16 protein-coding genes are annotated in these 17,938 nt (G+C 74.2%); 15 read left to right on the top strand and 1 reads right to left on the bottom strand.

Annotated elements, in window-relative coordinates:
• Positions 1-956 precede the first annotated feature (956 nt).
• The 8 genes from AB0A97_RS34520 to AB0A97_RS34485 are packed head-to-tail and all read left to right on the top strand — an operon-like array spanning position 957 to position 10,131.
• The gene (locus tag AB0A97_RS34520) at positions 957-1,883 is read left to right on the top strand and encodes a hypothetical protein (RefSeq protein WP_361157660.1); all 927 of its coding nucleotides are present in this window, start codon (positions 957-959) and stop codon (positions 1,881-1,883) included.
• A gap of 53 nt (positions 1,884-1,936) precedes the next feature.
• Complete coding sequence (locus tag AB0A97_RS34515) at positions 1,937-2,200, top strand: hypothetical protein (protein WP_361157657.1); 264 nt, start codon at positions 1,937-1,939, stop codon at positions 2,198-2,200.
• The gene (locus AB0A97_RS34510; protein ID WP_361157654.1) at positions 2,197-3,252 is read left to right on the top strand and encodes a conjugal transfer protein; all 1,056 of its coding nucleotides are present in this window, start codon (positions 2,197-2,199) and stop codon (positions 3,250-3,252) included. The genes AB0A97_RS34515 and AB0A97_RS34510 overlap by 4 nt, the downstream gene beginning before the upstream one ends.
• Entirely contained in the window at positions 3,249-3,572 is a 324-nt protein-coding gene (locus AB0A97_RS34505) for a hypothetical protein (RefSeq protein ID WP_361157650.1), read from the top strand. The genes AB0A97_RS34510 and AB0A97_RS34505 overlap by 4 nt, the downstream gene beginning before the upstream one ends.
• Positions 3,569-4,156 (top strand): hypothetical protein, encoded by a 588-nt coding sequence (locus tag AB0A97_RS34500; RefSeq protein ID WP_361157647.1) that lies wholly within the window; start codon positions 3,569-3,571, stop codon positions 4,154-4,156. Before AB0A97_RS34505 ends, AB0A97_RS34500 begins: the two co-directional genes overlap by 4 nt.
• A gap of 4 nt (positions 4,157-4,160) precedes the next feature.
• Positions 4,161-6,713, top strand: a complete 2,553-nt coding sequence (locus tag AB0A97_RS34495; RefSeq protein WP_361157644.1) for an ATP-binding protein — start codon at positions 4,161-4,163, stop codon at positions 6,711-6,713.
• Positions 6,710-9,163: a hypothetical protein gene (locus AB0A97_RS34490; RefSeq protein WP_361157642.1), complete on the top strand. Its 2,454-nt coding sequence runs from the start codon at positions 6,710-6,712 to the stop codon at positions 9,161-9,163. Before AB0A97_RS34495 ends, AB0A97_RS34490 begins: the two co-directional genes overlap by 4 nt.
• On the top strand, positions 9,160-10,131 hold the full coding sequence (locus tag AB0A97_RS34485) for an NlpC/P60 family protein (protein WP_361157640.1): 972 nt from the start codon (positions 9,160-9,162) through the stop codon (positions 10,129-10,131). The genes AB0A97_RS34490 and AB0A97_RS34485 overlap by 4 nt, the downstream gene beginning before the upstream one ends.
• Before the next feature lie 142 nt (positions 10,132-10,273).
• Here AB0A97_RS34485 and AB0A97_RS34480 read toward each other — a convergent pair whose 3' ends face one another.
• Positions 10,274-10,834, bottom strand: coding sequence for a hypothetical protein (locus tag AB0A97_RS34480; protein ID WP_361157637.1), 561 nt, complete (start codon positions 10,832-10,834; stop codon positions 10,274-10,276).
• A gap of 616 nt (positions 10,835-11,450) precedes the next feature.
• Between AB0A97_RS34480 and AB0A97_RS34475 the strand changes: the two genes are divergently transcribed.
• The 7 genes from AB0A97_RS34475 (at position 11,451) to AB0A97_RS34445 (ending at position 17,933) form a co-directional block, all read left to right on the top strand.
• Entirely contained in the window at positions 11,451-12,044 is a 594-nt protein-coding gene (locus AB0A97_RS34475; protein WP_361157634.1) for a hypothetical protein, read from the top strand.
• Positions 12,038-12,943, top strand: a complete 906-nt coding sequence (locus AB0A97_RS34470) for an ATP/GTP-binding protein (RefSeq protein ID WP_361157631.1) — start codon at positions 12,038-12,040, stop codon at positions 12,941-12,943. Before AB0A97_RS34475 ends, AB0A97_RS34470 begins: the two co-directional genes overlap by 7 nt.
• A gap of 90 nt (positions 12,944-13,033) precedes the next feature.
• Positions 13,034-13,663: an SAF domain-containing protein gene (locus AB0A97_RS34465; RefSeq protein ID WP_361157629.1), complete on the top strand. Its 630-nt coding sequence runs from the start codon at positions 13,034-13,036 to the stop codon at positions 13,661-13,663.
• Positions 13,663-14,532 (top strand): hypothetical protein, encoded by an 870-nt coding sequence (locus AB0A97_RS34460; RefSeq protein WP_361157626.1) that lies wholly within the window; start codon positions 13,663-13,665, stop codon positions 14,530-14,532. The genes AB0A97_RS34465 and AB0A97_RS34460 overlap by 1 nt, the downstream gene beginning before the upstream one ends.
• Positions 14,525-16,117 carry a CpaF/VirB11 family protein gene (locus AB0A97_RS34455; RefSeq protein ID WP_361157624.1) on the top strand — a complete coding sequence of 531 codons (1,593 nt, stop codon included), beginning with the start codon at positions 14,525-14,527 and terminating at the stop codon, positions 16,115-16,117. The genes AB0A97_RS34460 and AB0A97_RS34455 overlap by 8 nt, the downstream gene beginning before the upstream one ends.
• The gene (locus tag AB0A97_RS34450) at positions 16,114-17,037 is read left to right on the top strand and encodes a type II secretion system F family protein (protein WP_361157621.1); all 924 of its coding nucleotides are present in this window, start codon (positions 16,114-16,116) and stop codon (positions 17,035-17,037) included. The genes AB0A97_RS34455 and AB0A97_RS34450 overlap by 4 nt, the downstream gene beginning before the upstream one ends.
• Positions 17,034-17,933 carry a type II secretion system F family protein gene (locus tag AB0A97_RS34445; protein WP_361157618.1) on the top strand — a complete coding sequence of 300 codons (900 nt, stop codon included), beginning with the start codon at positions 17,034-17,036 and terminating at the stop codon, positions 17,931-17,933. The genes AB0A97_RS34450 and AB0A97_RS34445 overlap by 4 nt, the downstream gene beginning before the upstream one ends.
• The last annotated feature ends 5 nt before the right edge of the window (positions 17,934-17,938 follow it).

Below are 17,938 nucleotides of genomic sequence, written 5' to 3'. Positions count from 1 at the left end.
TCGTTCAGCCGTCCGTTCTGCTCGCCGTCACCGCGCCGACGACTATCGCGGGCTCTGCCCCATACGACCGCGCCTGGCTCCCGGTAGCGAGGGCCGTGGTGGACAGCGGGCAGCGAGCCGGCGGGGGAGTGCCGCAGCCGGCCGTCCTCGACGTCCGGTGACCCGTCTGCCGGAGCCTGCCGACGGCGGCCCGCCGTGCAGGGCGGCGGCACGTCATCCAGGTTTCCGTGGCGGTCGCGCGGCTGTCCGAGCGTAGGCCGGTGCAGTAGATCCGGACCCGGTTCAGCGACAGAGCGTGACCGTCGCCGAGTAGCTGGCCGAGGCCGGGGCGTGCGGGGGGCCCGGCGAGAAAAGCTCTGCGGTGCTGAGGTCGCCCGCCGCCGGAGGCATCGCCGTGGACCGGCCAGCGCTGCCTGGACGGGGCCGAGGCGCACCTGGCCGAGCAGCGCCGCCGACAGGCGGGACGTATACCTCGCGGTCCGTGCGGGGCTGACCGCCTGCCCCGCTCTGCGGCCGATGACGGAGCCTGGGCGTCGCCACCGTATGGGACCACTCCGCCCGCCGCACCCCGCCCGTCGAAGACCGGCGGCCGGGCGGTGGATGACCGGTAGGGCAGGCCGGTGGCCGACACCGGCCAGAGGAGTCGTCGGCCACCGGCCATGTCCGATCCCTGCCGATCGGCCACACCTCGTCCGCGGCCGCCCCCTTGCGCTGCAGCCGTCGCCTGCGGCACGGCCGCGGGAGGCTTGCCCGCCACAGGGCGGGGCTTGCCCCCAGTGGCACGGTTCGGTCACGCCCGGCTTGCCTGCCTACGGCGTGGGCTTGCCCGATCGGCCGCCGGAGGCTTGCCCAGCCCGCGGGCAAGCCCCTGACCTGCTCTCTTAGGGCGGTGGGCAAGCCTTCGGGCAAGCCGTGGTGAGGAGAGTGACGGCACGAGATCCGAAAGGAGACGTGCCGTGCTCGACGTAGTACCCGGACCCGCCCGCACTGCCGGCGGGATCTTCCACCGCCTGGATACGGAGTGGGCCGCGCTGTGCGCCGACGCCGCCGTCCAGGCCGCCGTGGCCGACTGGCTGGTGGCCGATCAGCTGGCCGACGCCGTCGCCGCCGTGGCCGATGCCCGGACCACCGCGGTGGTTGATTCCTGGGCCCGCACCCTGGGCCCCGCCCAGGTGCTGGCCGCGCTGCGGCCCGGCCCGGGGCGCCTGACTGACGAGCTGACCGACGCGGTCCTGCGCGCCCTGCTGCGCCGTGCGGCCGGCGGCGGCCGATCGGGCACCCTGGCCGCACGCGTCATCGTCCAGGCGATGATCCCGGCAGCCGTCCGGCTGGCCCGCGGCCAGGTCCGCGCCACCGGTGGCCGCACCTTCGATGCGGTCGCCTCGCTGACGGTCGCCGGCCTCTTCGAAGTGGCCCGCTCCGGACGCCTGCACACCCGCGCCGGCCGGCCGGCCGCGAATCTGATGCTGGACACGCTGCGTTACGTCTGCGCCGGGCTCGCCGCCGACCACGAAGACCGCGGCGAGCACCTGGCCGCCGCCGAGCACCTGCCCGACGCCGCCCCCGGCCCCTACGCGCAGGCTCACGCCGGCGCGGTCGCAACCGCCGCCGCGGCCGCCGGCCTGACCCCTGCCGGGGAGGCCGCAGAAGCCGAGGCGACCAGTGCCCGGCTGGAGCTGCTGGAGCTCGTCCTGGACGCCATGGGCGCCGGTGCGCTGTCGCCCGCCGACGGCCGCGCCATCGCCTGGCACTACACCGCCGCTGCCGTACCGGACGCCGAAGCCGCCGCGCGCTGCGGCACCACGCCGGGGGCCTGGCAGCGCCGCCGCTCGCGCGCCGTGGCCCGCCTGACCGCTGGCCTCTCCCACCGGCCGGCGGCATGACCCGACTCCGCTCCCCGGCCACCGCCCGCCCACTGCCACGACAGGAGATCTCCATGCCCCAGACCGACAAGGCCCCCCTGGATGCCGACGAAGAGCGCGTCACCCGCGCCCAACACCTGCTCATCCAGCTGGGCGCCGCCCTGGTCTGCCAGCCCTTCGACACCCGCACCCACGACCGGCTGCGGGCCTTCCTCGCCGAGGACGCCGACGCCGTCCTGACCTCCTTGCACACCCTGCGGCAGCGCCCGGAAGCCGACCTGCACCGCCGCATCGCCGAACTGGCCGGCCACACCCTGCCCCTGGGAGGCACCACATGAAGGCGCCCAGGGTCCGCCGTGTACGGGAGCCCGAAGCAGCGGCGCCCGACGGGCTGCCCGCCGGCCGCGCCGCGGACACCGGCTGGGCGACGTCGATGTCGACCGGCGCCGCGGCGAATCTGACCGCTCTGATGCGCTGGGGCATGTGGGTGCTGCTGGCGGCCGGCCCGCTGCTCGGCACCTGGGCTCTGCTGGCCCCCTCAGCGCCGCCTGCCGCCGCCTCGCCCCGCGCACCGGCAGCCGGCCCGGCGCAGGGCGAGGACGCAGCCGGCCCGGCCGGTTTCGCCGAGCAGTTCGTGCTGGCCTACCTCGAGGCCGGGGACGGCGCCGAGGAGAATCTCGCCCGCTTCTACCCGGCCGCCCGCGGTATGACCTGGCCGGCCGGGGCCAGCGGCCAGCACGCCCAGGCGGCCTCCGCCGTCCAGGTCCGGCCGGTCTCCGACGGCTACTGGTCGGTGACGGTCGCCGCCCGCATCACCCCCACCGCCTCAGCGGGCGCGGCGCTGCGCTACTTCCAGGTGCCCGTACGCGCCGACGGCCGTACGGGCGGCCGGTCCCTGACCGCGACGGCGCTGCCCGCCGAGGTCGCCGCCCCCGCCACCGGCCCCGCCCCCGAACTCGCCTACGGGCCCGCCCGCGCGGCGCTGCCCTCCGACCCGGCCGCCGCCACTCTCCAAGCGTTCTTCGCCGCGTACCTGACCGGCGGCCAGGCCGGACAACTGGACCGCTACCTGGCCCCCGGCACCGCACTGGGGCCGGTCCGTCCGGCGCCGTACCGGGCGGTGAAGGTCACGCAGTACGCCGAGCAAGGCCACGGCCCGGCCGACGGCGCCGCGGCCCAGCGCCCGCCGGACGGCGTCACCCGGCACCTGCTGGTCGATGTCAGCGCCGACACCGCGCAGGCCAAGGACCGGCCGCTGATGTACGCGATCGAGCTGTGCTCCCGCGCCGGCCGCTGGGAGATCGCCGCACTCCAGGGCGCGCCGGCCCTCGCCTCACCGAACCCCACGACCTCTGCGTCGCCCCGCTCTTCGAAAGGACCCCGCTCATGACCTCCCTTGACCTGGTGCAGCTGGCCGGCATCCTCGACGACGCCGAGACCCTCGGCACCCGCATCAAGACCCTGCTGGTCGGTGTGGTGCTCGGCGTGATGTACCTGGTCTCGGTCGCCATGACCTGGGGCCAGACCAAGTCGGTGCTCAAGACGGTGGTGGTCGCCGTCGGCGGCGCCGCGGTCTTGGCCATCGTCGCCAACGTCACCGTGCTCCGCGACAAGATCGGCGAGGACATCAAGACCGCCGGCGCCCGCCACAGCGCCAGCGCCCCCGTGCTCACCGGCGGCGAGAAGCTGCCGGACGGGGCCAGCCGGTGAGCACCTCCGAGGACCAGCTGCTGGTCGGCCGCTGCTACACCAAGGCCCGCCGCCACCGCAACGTCATCGGCCGGCTGCCGGGCGGCGGCCACCTGTGGGGCGGCCCGTACACCGTGCCGCAGGTCGCCGTGGCCGGCCTCGCCTTGGGGCTGATGCTGCTGACCAGCGGCCTGTGGGCCCGGCACGGCATCGTCGATGTGCTGCCGCTGCTGGCCGTGCCCTACGGCCTGGCGCTGGCGGCCGGACGCATCCACCACGACGGACGCAACCCGCTGGCCACCGTCGCCAGCGCCCTGGGCCTGCTGGCCGGCGGCGGCACCGGACGGCTGCAGGGCCGGCCGGTGCGGCCGCGGCGCCCGGCGGTCCTGGCCGGCCTCTGCTCCCTGAGCGTCCAGCCGCCGCTGAGCGCGGCGGGACTGCCCGCTCCCGCCGCCCGTACCCGTCCCCGCGCTGCGCGGCCGCAGCCCGCTGCGGCCGCCGGCTGCCCGGCCCGGGTGGCCTCCGGCGCCCAGGCCCTGCTCGCCGCCCGCACCCCCTCCGGGATATCCGGCCCGCCCGACGCCCCTTCTGCGACTTCGAGGTGACTTCATGCGCATCCCCGCCCGGCATGTGGCCGGCAATGTCATCTGGACCCACCACGGCACCTGCTGGGCCCTGTGGCGGGTGGCCGGCAGCGGCCACCCGCAGTCCTCCCTCGCCCTCAAGCAGCGCCGGCTGCGCACCCTGGAGGCGCTGGTCAAGCAGCTCGGCGGCGAGTCGATGCTGCTGTCGCTGTGCCCCCAGATCGACCCGGCCGCGGTCGTACGCAAGATGACCGACGGCATCGACCTGGAGGCGTGCCCGCGCTACACCGAGCTGGCCCTGCGGGTGCTGGACCAGCTGGAGACCATGGAGCTGACCGGCCGCACCGACTGGCTGGCCGTGCCGCTGCCGGCCGGCGGCGCGCGCCAGGCCGCCACTGCGGCCTTCGCGGCGGCGCGCGCCGAGCTGGCCCTGCAGCTGGGGCTGCTGCCCGCCCAGCTGAGCGCGGCCGAGGAGGCCCGGCGCCTGGCCCAGGCCCGTGAGCTGGCCGCGGCCTGGCCCGCGGAGGTGGACGTGCGGCCCGCCAGCGAAGCGGAAATCCTGTGGATCTACGGGCACAGTGCCCGGCGCGGCGTGCTGGAGCCGCTGCTGCCCGAGCCGGGCGATCAGCCCGTCCGCGGCCGCGGACGCGGCACGGCGGCGCTGGCCCAGGTGCTCCTGGCCGAGGGGGGCCTGCCCGCCCCCGATGCGGACCCCGCCCCCGATGCGGACCCGGTGCGGCAGACCGGCAAGAGCCCGCTGGCGCGCCGCTGGCTGCAGGCGAGCACCGAATGGGGACAGAGCTACCAGGCGTTCATGATGCTGGCGGAGATGCCGGAACGCTTCGTCTTTCCCGGCTCCGACTACCTGGCCGCGCTGGACGAGGCGGCCTTCCCCGTCGACTGGACGGTGCGGCTGAAGGTCACCCCCGGCAGCGTCGCCGAGCGCAAGGCCCGCCGGCAGGCCCGCGAAGTGGCCGGCCAGCCGGAGGAGTACGCCGCGGAGAGCGCCGGCGTGCCCGCCCACGTCGAGCGGGCCGCCGAGAACCTGCACGACTTGCGCACCGCGCTGACCAGTTCGCACAGCGAGGTCGAGGTCCAGGCCATGGTGGTGCTGTGCGTGTGGGGCGCCACCCCCGGCGAGGCGGAGGCCCGCGTGGCGGACCTCAGGACGTACTTCGCCGGCAACGAGTACACCCTGACCCGGCCGGTGGGGGAGCAGGAGCGGCTGTTCTACGGCATGCTGCCCGGCGCCCGCACCCCGAAGGTCATGGCCGCCTACGCCCAGGTGCTGCTGGCCCGCGACTTCGCGATGGCCGGGCCCTTCGGCGCCTCGGAGCTGGGCGACGGCAGCGGGCCGCTGTACGGGCTGCAGCTGTCCGGCGGCGGCACCCGCCCGGTGCTGACCGACTGGTCGCTGGGCCCGCGCAAGAAGGCCTCGGCCTCCGCCGCTTTCATCGGCGAGCTCGGCGGCGGCAAGTCCCTGGCCATGAAGGCGGCCGTCTACGGCATCCTCGCCGCCGGCCGCCGCCTGCAGCGCCCCGGCAGCCGCGGCCGGGCCGCCATCGTCGACCGCACCCCCGACCAGGAATGGGTGCGCTTCGCCACCGCCTGCCCCGGCACCACCCAGGTCATCACCCTGGATGAGAAGGCGCAGGTCTCCCTCGACCCGCTGCGCATCATCACCGACCGCACCGAGGCCCAGCGGCGCACCGAGTCGTTTTTGACGCTGCTGCTGGGCATCGCCCCGATGGACGAGATGGGCGTGGTCCTGTCGGAGGCCATCGAGACGGTGCTGGCCGCACCGCAGCCGTCGATGGCGCAGCTGGTGGCCGGCCTGGCCGAGCGCGGCCGGCGGGATGCGGCCGCCCAGGCCCTGGCCCGGCGGCTGACGGCGGTCGCGCGCAAGGACTTGGCCCGTACCGTCTTCGACCCCGCGCTGCCGGTGGCCGATGTCACGCGGGCCGACACCATCGTCTTCGCCGTCGCCAACCTCGCGCTGCCCAAGGAACACGAGCTGAGCGCGGACCGGCTGGCGAAGCTGGAGTTCGAGAAGACCTTCGGCCGGGCGGCGCTGTACTTGATCGCTGCGGTGTGCCGCAAGGTCTGTTTCGACGTGCGGGAGGAGTTCGCCGTCGCGGTGTGGGACGAGTGCTGGTGGCTGACCTCTTCCCCGGAAGGCATGGCCCTGCTGCTGGAACTCGTGCGTGACGGGCGCAAGCACAACGCCGGCGTCCTGGTCGGCTCCCACGACGCCGAGGACATCGGCCCGCGTACCAGTGAGCTGGGGCAGGTCATCCGCGGGCTGTTCCCCCGCAAGTTCCTCTTCCGCCAGACCGACGTCACGCTTGCCAAGCGCGCACTGGTCTTCCTCGACCTCGACCCCGAGGATGCCGACCTCATCGAGACGGTCACCAACAACCTGTCTCCGCTCAACCTGCCCGACGAGGAAAAGGCCCAGCGGGCGGGGGAGTGCCTGCACCGGGACCTGTACGGGCGCATCGCCGGCATGCAGGTCGTCATCCCCGCCGATCCGCAGGCGGCCGCCGCCATCCACTCCGACCCGGTCTCGGCCGCATGACGCGGCTGCGCCGGGCCGGGCGCACGGCGAGAGGCGGGCCGGGGGGCCTGTGGCGGCTGGCACTGGTGGTGTGTGTCGCCGCTGTCCTGACCGCAGGCGGGTCGGCTCCTGCGGCCGCGGCTCCCGTCCCCCCGCCGCCCGCGGCCAGCACGCAGCCGCTTTCCCCGCCCGCCGGCACAGCCGAACCGGGCACGGCTGGCGGGCAGGCCTGGGCGGACACCGCGCAGGGCAAGGCAGCCGCGCAGAAGGCACTGCAGGAACGAAAGAAGCTGTGGGCGCAGAAGGACGGGCTGCGCAAGGCCATGGAGCGCCTGGGAATCGGCCACGACGACCTGCTCGACTCCTTCCACATCACCGACGAACACGGCATCCCCGTCTCCACGTTCTCGGTGGACGCCGACAGCGGCGCGTGGTCGGACTGGGACCTGAAGGTCGAAGCGTGGCTGACCAACGTGCTGTTCATGGCCGTCAAGTGGCTGGTGGCGTTCGCCTGCTGGCTGCTGACCTGGGCACTGGGCTTCAAACTGGCGCAGCTCCTGCTCAAGCCCGCGCTCGCGGTCTCCGACTCGCTCTACACCAGCGTCCTGGTGCAAACCGGCATGCCCGCCCTGTTCCTGACGTTTTCCGGCATCACCGCGGCCTGGCACTTCTTCTTCGGGCAGCGCTCCCGCGGCTGGGGCGAACTGGCGGCCTCCCTGGTGATCTCGGCGCTGGCCGCCACCAGCCTGGCCTCACCGCCCCAGAGCCTGCTCGGCGCGGACGGCGCCGTCGGCAAGGCCCGCGACCTGGGGGTGGCGGCCGCGGCCATCGTCATGGGCGGCCAGGATCCGGCCGGCACCGCGGCCGGGGACACCTTGCAGTCCATCACCACGCCGCTCACCGACAAGCTCGTCGACGCCTTCGTCGTCCAGCCCTCCCAACTGCTGACCTACGGACAGACCTTCACCGGCACCTGCGCCGCGCGCTACACGACCTCCCGCATCGACAAGGCCTTCATCAACCAGAAGGTCGCCGAGCAGTCCCAGGCCATGAAGGACCTGCCCAGCGGCGGTGACGTCCTGCTGCCCGGCATCGGCGGGAAGATCGAAGACTTCGTCCGGGACAAGGCCGGCCAGTGGGCTCTGGACACCTTCGGCTCCCAGCCGGACGAGAAGTTCGAAAAGGACTGCGTCACCGGCGATGCCAAGGAGGCCAAGAAGGCCTCCGCGGACAAGCTGGCCGGCGCCGCCTTCATGCTCCTGGCCGCCCTGCTGGTCTGCGCACTGGTCATCGCGCTGGCCGGCGGCTACCTCGCCGCCCAGGTCTGGCTCGCCTACGAGGCGATGCTGCTGCGCGCCGCGCTGGTCGCCGGCACCCTGCCCGGGCCCGGCCGGGCGTGGCTGTGGTCCCGCGCCACCGCCATCGCCCGCGGCCTGGCCCTGCTGGTCGTCCTCGTCGTCGCGCTCGGCGTCTTCGTGGTGGCCGTCACCGCCGTCGTCACCGCCAAGACCACCGACATGCCCGGCGGCATCATGGTCCGCTTCGTCCTGGTGGACATCCTGTGCCTGGGCGCCCTCGTCTTCCGCAAGCGCCTGACCCGCGCCTCCCACCAGGCGGCCGCCCGCGTCAAGGCACGGTTGGGCGCCTCCAAGCTCGGCGGCGCGGCCCCGCCCCGCTCCGGCACCGGGGGAGGGATCCGGAGCCACGGTGCCCTGCGCCGGGCCGGCACCGCCGCCCTGATGCTCGGTGCGATGGCCGCCACCGGCGGCACCGCCGGCGCGATGGGCGCAGGTCTCGGCCGCTCCGGCACAGCCCGCGCCCTGACCGGTCGCCTGGCCCAGGGCGCTGGCCGCCTGGCCCGCGGCACCGAACGGACCGTCCGCGCCGGCGGGGCCGCCGGTCTGCGGCTGGGCCGCCTGGGCTTCCGGTCGACCGTCGGCCTGCCGGTCTACGGGCCGCGCGCCGCGCGCCGCACCGTGGCCGCGGCCCAGGCCGTTCCCGGCCAGGTCACCGACGCCGCCGCGCAGCTCAAGGGCCGCCTGGAGCAGGCGTACCGCACCTACGAGGGCCCGGTGCGCGACTTCTTCGACGAATTCGAGCGCGGCACCGGCGTCCGCTGGCTCAGCAACCGCCACCGAGCCCGCACCGGACGTCCGCCGATCCCACCGCGTACCCCCAGCCGGCTGCAGAACCTCTTCACCACCCCCACGCCTGCTGCCGCACCGCCGGCCCGTCGTACGGCGCGGCCGACCCCGCCCCCGGCCCCAACGCCGCGCCCCAGCCGACGGGCACAGCACCTCCCGCAGCGCCCCGCGACGCCACCGGCCTCCAGCCGGCAGGCGAGCCTGCAGCAGCGACTGCACCGCATCCGCACGCGCACCCGCGCGGCCAGCCAGCCGGCGACACCACCCGCCCCGCCGCGCCGACAGCCTCCGCCGCCGCGCTCCCCGCGGCCCAGGAGGCGACCGTGAAGGCCGCGCGGCGTACGGCTGTGGCCACCGGCCTCGGCCTGGTCCCGGCCGCGCTGCTCGCCGTGCTGGTGCTGTTCATCGCCGCGGTGGCCAACGGCGCCGCCGGACAGCAGGAGGCAACCGGCACGCCCGGCACCGCGCAAAGCGGCCAAGTCGGCGATATCCCCCCGCAGATGCTGGCTCTCTACCAGCGGGCGGCGCCGACCTGCCCCGGTCTCGACTGGTCGGTGCTCGCCGCGATCGGCAAGGTCGAGACCGACCACGGACGCCACCCCACCATGCGCAGCTCGGCCGGTGCCGTCGGGCCGATGCAGTTCCTGCCCTCCACCTTCCAGCAGTACGCCCGCCCCGTACCGCCCGGCGGGAAGAACCCGCCCACCCCGTGGGATCCCACCGACGCGGTCTACGCCGCGGCCCGGATGCTGTGCGCCAACGGCGCCAAGGCCCGCACCAGCGACGGCCTGTACCGGGCCGTCTACTCCTACAACCACGCCGACTGGTATGTGCGAAAAGTCCTGGCCCAGGCCAAGGCTTACGCCGCGATGCCCTCCAGGGGTCCGGGCACCGGGGCGAGCGGGGCGGACGGCGGCTCCAGCCCGATCGTGCGCGCCGCGATGACCCAGCTCGGAGTGCCCTACGTCTGGGGCGGCGGCGGCATCCACGGACCCTCCGGCGGCGGCCTCGACTGCTCGGGCCTGACCTCCTACGCCGTCTACCAGGGCACCGGCGGACGCGTCACCCTGCCGCGCACCTCCCAGCAACAGCGCTTCGCCGGTGTCGCCGTGCCCCGCGACCAGATGCGCCCCGGCGACCTGATCATTTTCGACAAGGACGGCTGGGGCCACGTCGGCATCTACACCGGCGGATACAAGATGATCAACGCGCCAAGGCCAGGGAAAAGCGTGGAGTACACGTCCCTGGCCGGGTATTGGGAGGGCTACGCGTGGTCCGTGCGACGCATCGGATGAGAAGCTGCGGGACCTGTCCAAGACATCGTCGTCTCGGCAACCCAATACCGAGGCGACGCACCCCGAGAACCGACACGGGGCAAGCGTCGCACCGGCCACCGACCCGCTCCCCGGTACCGTGAATCTTGCCGGCGAGCCCCGGTCATTCTCGGGTAACCCCGTACCCATTGCGCTGAAGCGCGGCTGTCCATTGCGCACGGTCGAGCCACTTGAGAACGTCCGGCTGCATCTGCAGGAGAGCCTTCATGCGGGCATCCCAGTCGTGACCGGACGTGCTGCGGCGGCCCTCGCACCCCGAGCAGCCGTCCTCGCCGTGCAGATGACCGGCCATCCAGGCGTTCACGCACGCGTTGAGAACGGCGGCGTACAAGTCTCCGCCCGTGCTGGCCAAGTTGTCGGGGAAACTGCCGAGAATCAGGGCCAGCTCCGGGTTCTCCAGCGGCGGCATAGGTGCCTTGCCCACACCGTCCTCGGCGCTGCTCGTTTCGAAGTCCCGCGCACTTTGGGCCAGGCCGTCGGCGAGGCGGCCCGCGTCGAAGTACCTCCAGGCGGAGCGCTCTTGAATGCCCAGGTGGGAAGCCACCATCCGGATCTTCTGCTCGATGGTGTCCTCCACCGTGGCCGGCGCGATCGTCACACCCCTGCGGGCCAGCTCGGCAAGGGTCTGCCCGACTGCCTCTTTGAACGCCTTGGATCGCCTCACGCCCGCAGCGTAGTGCCGACGGCTGGTCACCAGACCCTGCATTCAAGAATAAAACCGAAGCAAAGCCTCCTGGTTGATGTCTGGAACGGCCCCGTACCGCGACTTGGTCCGGATGAAGGGCCTTCCCCGCACCGACCGGGAGGTCACCGTGCATGACACCGCACGTCCCGGAGCGCCGCCCGGGGCGTCTCCGGTCACCCGCCGGGGCGCTGGGCATCCGGCCTGGCCCCGTACGCGGCGGTCGTCTGCCCGGTGTCGTGGGACGGACCTCTTCGGGGTGCTGCGGCGCCCTCCTGCTTCCGCGCCACCGCGGCCGGCCACTTCTCACGCGACATCAGGGACCGGCACCGCGACCGCCGCGAAGATCACCCGTCCCCTCCCCGGCCATGCCGACTTGCCGAAAAAGGGTCCTTCTTTCCCGCCACGTGCAATTGTGATGGTTTCGCTCCCGTCCCGTGGTGCTGAACAGGCGAAACACCCTGGGCGATTGGAGCATCCTTGCGTAACGTACGGGAATGGGCCGGTCACTGGTGCGGGTGAGGCATCGGCGGGGTCCTCGCCGCTGGCTGGTAACTGCCAGGTGACAGCACCGTTGATCAGCGCACGGGGAGGCGCAGTGACAATCTCGGCACGAACAGCTCCAGCCGCACACCGCCGCGCGCGGCCGGCCGCGGTGGCCGCGGTGGCCTGCGCCTTGGCGGCCGTCTCCGCCTGCAGCAGCGGCGGGGTGACCAGCCCGGCTCCCAAGCCCGCCGCCTCCACGCAGCCTCCGACGAAGCCGGCCGACCCGGCGGAGACCGCGAAGCAGCAGGCCATCTCCACCTACCGGTCGTACTGGAAGGCGATGGAGCGGGTCTACGCCACCGCCAAGCTCGACGGCACCGACATCACGAAGTACGCCGCCAGCGCGGCGCTGAGCCGGCCGCGCAACGACATCCAGAACATGCAGAGGGACGGCAGCAGCTTCTCCGGGAACGTCACCGTCAACAACCCGACGGTCACCCGCGCGGACCTCGACCGGAAGACCCCCAACGTTGCCATCTCCAGCTGTTTGGACGTCTCGGGGTGGAAGGTCCTCGACAAGGACAAGAAGCCGGTCGCGCTGCCGTCGAAGCGGTTGACGAAGTACGTCTCCTTGGCCGTCGTCGAGCGCTGGCCGGAGGGGTGGAGGGTGATCCGGGACGAGCCGCAGGCAGGTCAGCCATGCTGATGCGCCGGCTCGGCCTGGCCGTCTGCGGCGTGCTGACCGTTCTGGCGCTGCCCGGCCCCGCCCGCGCCGACGGCCCCACCGGCAGCGCCGGCGGCTGCAAGAACGTCTTCGTGTGCGTGGAAGCCGACGCGCCAGGCAGCCCCGGCGGCGCCTCGTCCGGCACGCCCGCCCAGGACAGCAAGGGCGGCGGCAAGAGCGGCAACGGGGGCAAGAGCGGGGGCAGCGCCAGCCGCTGGAGCTGCACCTACAAGCTCGCCGATCCGCCGCCGCCGGCGGACAGTTTGGACTGGGCCGGGCACAAGCCCGGTGACGGCGTGGTCTACGAGCAGCGGTGCATCTTCGACGGCAACGATGCCTTCGGGGTCAACCGGATGGTGTGGGCGGCTGACCCGCCGGAGGGCGGCGGCGCTCCGGCCGTCGACCCGGCGGTCCTGGCGCAGCAGGCCGTCGACAAGATGCTGCTGCGCGGCGCGCAGATCGGCATCACGCCGAAGCCGGGCGGCAAGGGCGTGGTGGGGATGCCGGTCTACCTGTGGACCGCCACGGGGCCGGAGACGTACGGGCCGAACACCGCCAGTGCCTCCGCCGGCGGGATCACGGTGACGGCGACCGCGAAGGTCAGCAAGATCGTGTGGCAGATGGGGGACGGCACCACCGTCACCTGCACCACCCCGGGCACCCCGTACCGGCCGGAGTTCGGCAAGCGGCCCTCCCCGGACTGCGGCCACCGCTACCGCGTGCCGTCGGTGACCACGCCCTCCGGGCGCTTCCATGTGACCGCGACATCGACGTGGGCCATCGACTGGCAGGTCACCGGCGGCGGCCAGTCCGGTCAGCTCACCGAGGTCCGCGACAGCGCCGTGGACATCACCGTCGCCGAGGTCCAGGTCCTCAACTAGCTCTTCGTTCAGCACGTCGAGAGGCACACCCGTATGGAAACCCCTGCCGCTCCGCCGGTGCCACGCCCGGCCCCGGCTGCCCGTTCCGAGGTGCCCATCACCACCGCCGCCCCGGTCAAGCGGGAGCGGCGCTGGTCGGTCGCGGCGCTGTGCACCGTCCTGGCTGTGGTCGCCGGCCTGGGGGCGGCCGCGGCCGTCAGTTCCGCCAGCAACCGCACGAAGGTCCTCGCCGTGGCCCGGGACGTCCCGGCCGGCCAGGCCCTGACCGGCAGCGATCTGACGGTGGCGGAGGTCTCCGCCGACGCCGCCCTGACCCCGGTGCCCGCCTCCGACAAGGCATCCCTGGTCGGACGGCGGCCAGCGGTCGACCTGCGCAAAGGCGGGCTTTTGACCGCCTCCCAGCTGGCTGCGGGCACCGGCCTGGGCGACGACCGCCAGCAGGTCGGCGTCCAGGTCAAGCGCGGCCAGGCGCCGGCCGGCACCCTCGCCCCGGGCGACAAGGTCCTCGCGGTCACCACCCCCGCCCAGGGGGAGCAGACCGGCGGCAAGGCGGAGGCCCCGCCCACCACGCTCAGCGCGACGGTGGTCTCCCTCTCGCGTCCGGACGCCACCGGCACCGTCGTGGTGAACCTGGCGGTGGCCACCACCGACGGGCCGCTGCTGGCCACCCGCGCCGCCCAGGGCCGTATCGCCCTGGTGCGCGAACCGCGGAGCCGCTGATGCCGGTCACCGCCCTCGTCTCCGCGAAGTCCTGCGGCGTCACCACCACCGCGCTGGCGCTGACCCTGGCCTCCCGGCAGCTGAGCCTGCTGGCCGAGTGCGACCCGGCCGGCGGCACCATCCGCGCGGGCCTGCTGCAGGGCGAAGCCGGCGCCGGCTACGGCCTGTACCACCTGGCTGCCGCCGACCGCACCGGCCCCGAAGCCCTCGCGCAGGCCTTCGCCAGCCACCTGTGGCCGCTGGATCCCGGCGGGCACCGCAAGCTGCTGCCCGGCCTGACCGACCCCGCCCAGGCCGGCGCGCTCGGGCGAACCTGGCCGGCCCTGGCGGAAGTTCTGCACGTGCTGGCCGAGGACGCCGGGTACGACGTGGTCGTCGACGCCGGCCGCCTGGCCCTGGAAGCCGGCCGGCCGCACCCGACGCTGACCCCGGCCGCCCTGCTGCACCAGGCGGACCTGGTCCTGCTCGTGGTACGCGGCACCGAGCAGTCCCTGGCCCTGGCCCGGCACGTGATCGACTCGCTGCGCGCCGACCTGGCCGAGCACGAGCGCTCACCCGAGGCCCTGGGGCTGCTGCTCATCGAGGACGGCCCCTACCGCGCCCATCAGGTGGCCGACTCGCTGAAGACGCCGGTCGTGGCGGCCCTGCCGTACGACCGGGCCACCGCCGGCTACCTGTCCGGCGGCGGCCGCCCGGTACGCGGGCTGGGCCGCAGCCCGCTGCTGCGACACGCCCGCACCGCCACCGAGCAGCTGCGGGCCGCCGCCAGCCGCCAGCAGCTCCAGCGGCACTACCCCACGCGGCCCGCCCACGCCCAGCTCGCCGGCGTACTGCAGCGCCTGAACGAACAGGGAGGCGGCCATGGCTGACACCCAGCCCCGCCCCGGCCCCCACGCACAACCCCACGCCAACGGGCAGCCTCCGGCCGGGCCGGCGGACCGCGACTTCATCGCCGGCCTGCTCACCGGGCGGATCGGCCAGCGCCCGGCGGCCGCGCAGCCGCCGCCCGCACCGCCCGGCCCGGCCGGGGGCGACGCCCGGCCGCCCGCGGCAGCGCACACCGCCGCGGACGTGCCGCGCCTGGCCGGGCTGCCCGGCACCCTGCCGGTCGGCTGGGAGGTGATCGAGGAGCTGCAGGCCCTGGTCTCGCAGCGGCTCAGCGCCGCCGACCCGGACAAACTGCTCGAAGAGGCCGACCGGCGGGCCCTGGCCACCTCCCTGGTACGCAACGCGGTGGCCGACTGGGCCGCCAAGTACGCCCAGGGCAACACGGCGCTGAGCGCCGAGCAGGAGGCGGCCATCGGCACGGCCGTCTTCGACTCCATGTACCGCGGCGGACGCCTGCAGGCCCTGCTGGACCAAGACGGCGTGGAAGACGTGATGGTCGACGGGCTGCGCGCCCACGTCGAATTCCACGACCGGCCCCGCCAGACGATCGAGCGGGTCGCCGACAGCCACGAAGAACTGATCGCGTGGGTGAACCGGATGGCGCGCCTGTCCGGCCACGGCGAGCGCGCGCTGACCCAGTCCAGCCCCATGATCGGCTTCCGGATGCCCGACGGCTCCCGGGTCACCGCCTCCCTGCTGACCACCCGGCCGTCCGTGGTCATCCGACGCCACCGCATCCGCCAGCACGGCATGGCCGAACTGGTGGCCTGGGGCACCCTCAACCCCATGCTGGAGCGGTTCTTGACCGCCTGCGTGCACGCCAAGCGCAACATTCTGGTCGTCGGCTCCATGGGCGCGGGCAAGACCTCGCTGCTGCGGGCGCTGGGCCGCGAAATCCCCGCGGGCGAGCGGCTGGCAACCCTGGAGACCGACCGCGAGCTCTACCTGGACGAGCCCGGCCCCAAGCCCGGCCCGGTCACCTTCGCCTTCGAGGCCCGCGAGTCCAACGGCGAGGTCCGCGCCGGCGAGCGGGCCGGCGAGGTCACCATCAGCGACCTGTTCCCCACCACACTGCGCTACAACGTCAGCCGGGTCATCGTCGGCGAAGTCCGCTCGGTGGAGATCCTGCCGATGCTGCGCACGATGACCGCCGCCGGCTCCGGCAGCATGTGCACCCTGCACGTCCGCCAGCCGCACGCCATCATCAGCCGCCTGGTGCAGCTGTGCACCGAGGCCGGGCTGCAGACCGACGCCGCCCACCACCTGATCGCCTCCGCCATCGACGTCGTGGTCTACCTGACCTACCTGGACGAGACCGCCCTGGGCGGCAAGAAGCACCGCTTCGTCTCCCACATCCACGAAGTCCACGACGTGGTGGGGGAGGGCGGCCGGCCCGTGATCACCGAGCTGTTCGTCCCCCAGGGCGGCGAGCAGCGCGCGGTGTTCAAGAACATGCCGTCCTTCGTCGACGACCTGGAGCGCACCGGCCTGCTGCGCCGCGCCTACTTCACCGACCGGCCCTTCGGCGCCTGGCAGGCTCCGCTGCAGACGGCGGGGCGCCCGTGAACACCTCCCAGCTCGCCCTGGCCGCGGCCTGCTGCGCCGTCCTGGCCGTCGTCGCGGCCGCCGCGGCCGTACGCGAGGCGCGCGGCCGCATCCCTGACCCGGCCAGGCCAACGTCCCGCCTGAGCGGCCGCCTGGAGCGCGCCCGCACCGAGCTGCCGGCCAAGTGGCAGCAGCGCTGGCGCCAGCTGCTGACCACCGCCGGCCTGGCGGCGCTGGCGGTGTGGGCCTGGACCGGCTGGCCCGTCCACGGCCTGCTCGCCGGCGCCGCCGTCCTCGCGCTGCCCTACGTCCTCAACCCCGACGCCGGCGCCCGCCAGCGCATCGACCGCCTCGAAGCCCTCGGACAGTGGCTCAACCACCTCGCCGGGGTCCACCAGGCCGGCATCTCCCTGCCCCAGACCATCCGCGCCTCCGCCAAGGCCGCCCCCGCCCCCATCGCACCGCAGGTACGCGACCTGGCCGACCGGCTGGGCTCCGGCATGGAGGCCCAGACGGCCTTCGCCCACTTCGCCGACGCCCTCGCCGACGGCACCTCCGACCACGTGGTGCTGCTCTTTCAGTCCCACGCCGTCTACAAGGGCCCCGGCCTGGCCGATGCGCTGGAGGCGCTGGCCACCACCCTCCACCAGCAGGCCGCCGACGCCCGCGACATCGAAGCCGACCGCGCCAAGGTCCGCAAAAGCGCCCGCATGGTCAGCATCATCATCTGCCTGGTGGTCATCGGCTGCATGCTCAACGACGCCTGGTCCGCCTGGTACAAGACCCCGCCCGGCCAGCTGGTCCTGGCCGGCCTCGGCGCGGCCTTCGCCTGGACACTGACCTGGCTGCGCCGGATCGCCCGCACCACGCCTGACCCCCGGCTGATCGACCCGCTGCAGGCCCGTGCCCAGCCCACCGCCCCACCGGGAGGACCGCGATGATCCCCATGGAAGCGGTGCTGCCCGCGGCCGCCGCCGGCGCCCTGATCGGCCTGGCCGTCCGCGCCGCCCTGCCGGCCCGCCGCGACCTGACCGCCGTACTGGACCGCCTGGACGCCGCCAAGGCCGCGGCCGGGCCCCTCCTGCCGGCCGCCGCCCCCGCCTCCTCCGGCGCCGTGCACGAACGCCTCGGCGCCCGGCTGCTGGGCGAACTCGGCGGCCGCCTGCCGCTGCCGGCCAAGGACCTCAACTTGCTGGGCATCAGCCCCGCCGCGCACCTGGGCAAACGCCTGCTGTTCGCCCTGTACGGCCTGGTACTGCCGCAGCTGCTCCAGGCCCTGCTGGCCCTGGCCGGCGCCGCGCTGCCCTTCGCCCTGCCGGCGCTGGTCTCCCTCGCGCTGGCCGCCCTGTTTTGGCTGTGGCCCCGCAAGGAGGTCGCCCGGCAGGCGGCCGCCGTACGCCGCATCGTGCGGCACGCCGTGGCCTCCTACCTCGAACGCGTCGCCCTGGCCCGCATCGCCAACTCCGGCGCCGCCCAGGCCCTGACCCAGACCGCCGAGGTCGGCGACACGTTCATCTTCGTGCGCATGCGGCAGATCTTCCACCAGGCCGACCTGGCCGGCGTCACCGTCTGGGACGCCCTCAAACAGCTCGGCGACGAACTCGACATCCCCGAACTGACCCGCCCCGCCGACACCCTGGCCCTGGCCGGTGAGGGCGCCGCCGTCTACACCACCTTGCAGGCCCAGGCCCGGCAACTGCGGATCGCCCTGCTGTCGGACGCCAAGGCCGAGGCCAACGCCGCCAGCGCCGCGATGGTCCTGCCGGTGACGGCCGGCGTCATCCTCATGCTCGTCTTCGTGATGATCCCCATCACCATCACCATCCTCGCCAGCTGACCGAA

This window comes from Streptomyces sp. NPDC045470, from assembly GCF_040646595.1.
Lineage (GTDB): Bacteria > Actinomycetota > Actinomycetes > Streptomycetales > Streptomycetaceae > Streptomyces.
This window is presented reverse-complemented; position numbering and strand designations above follow the sequence as displayed.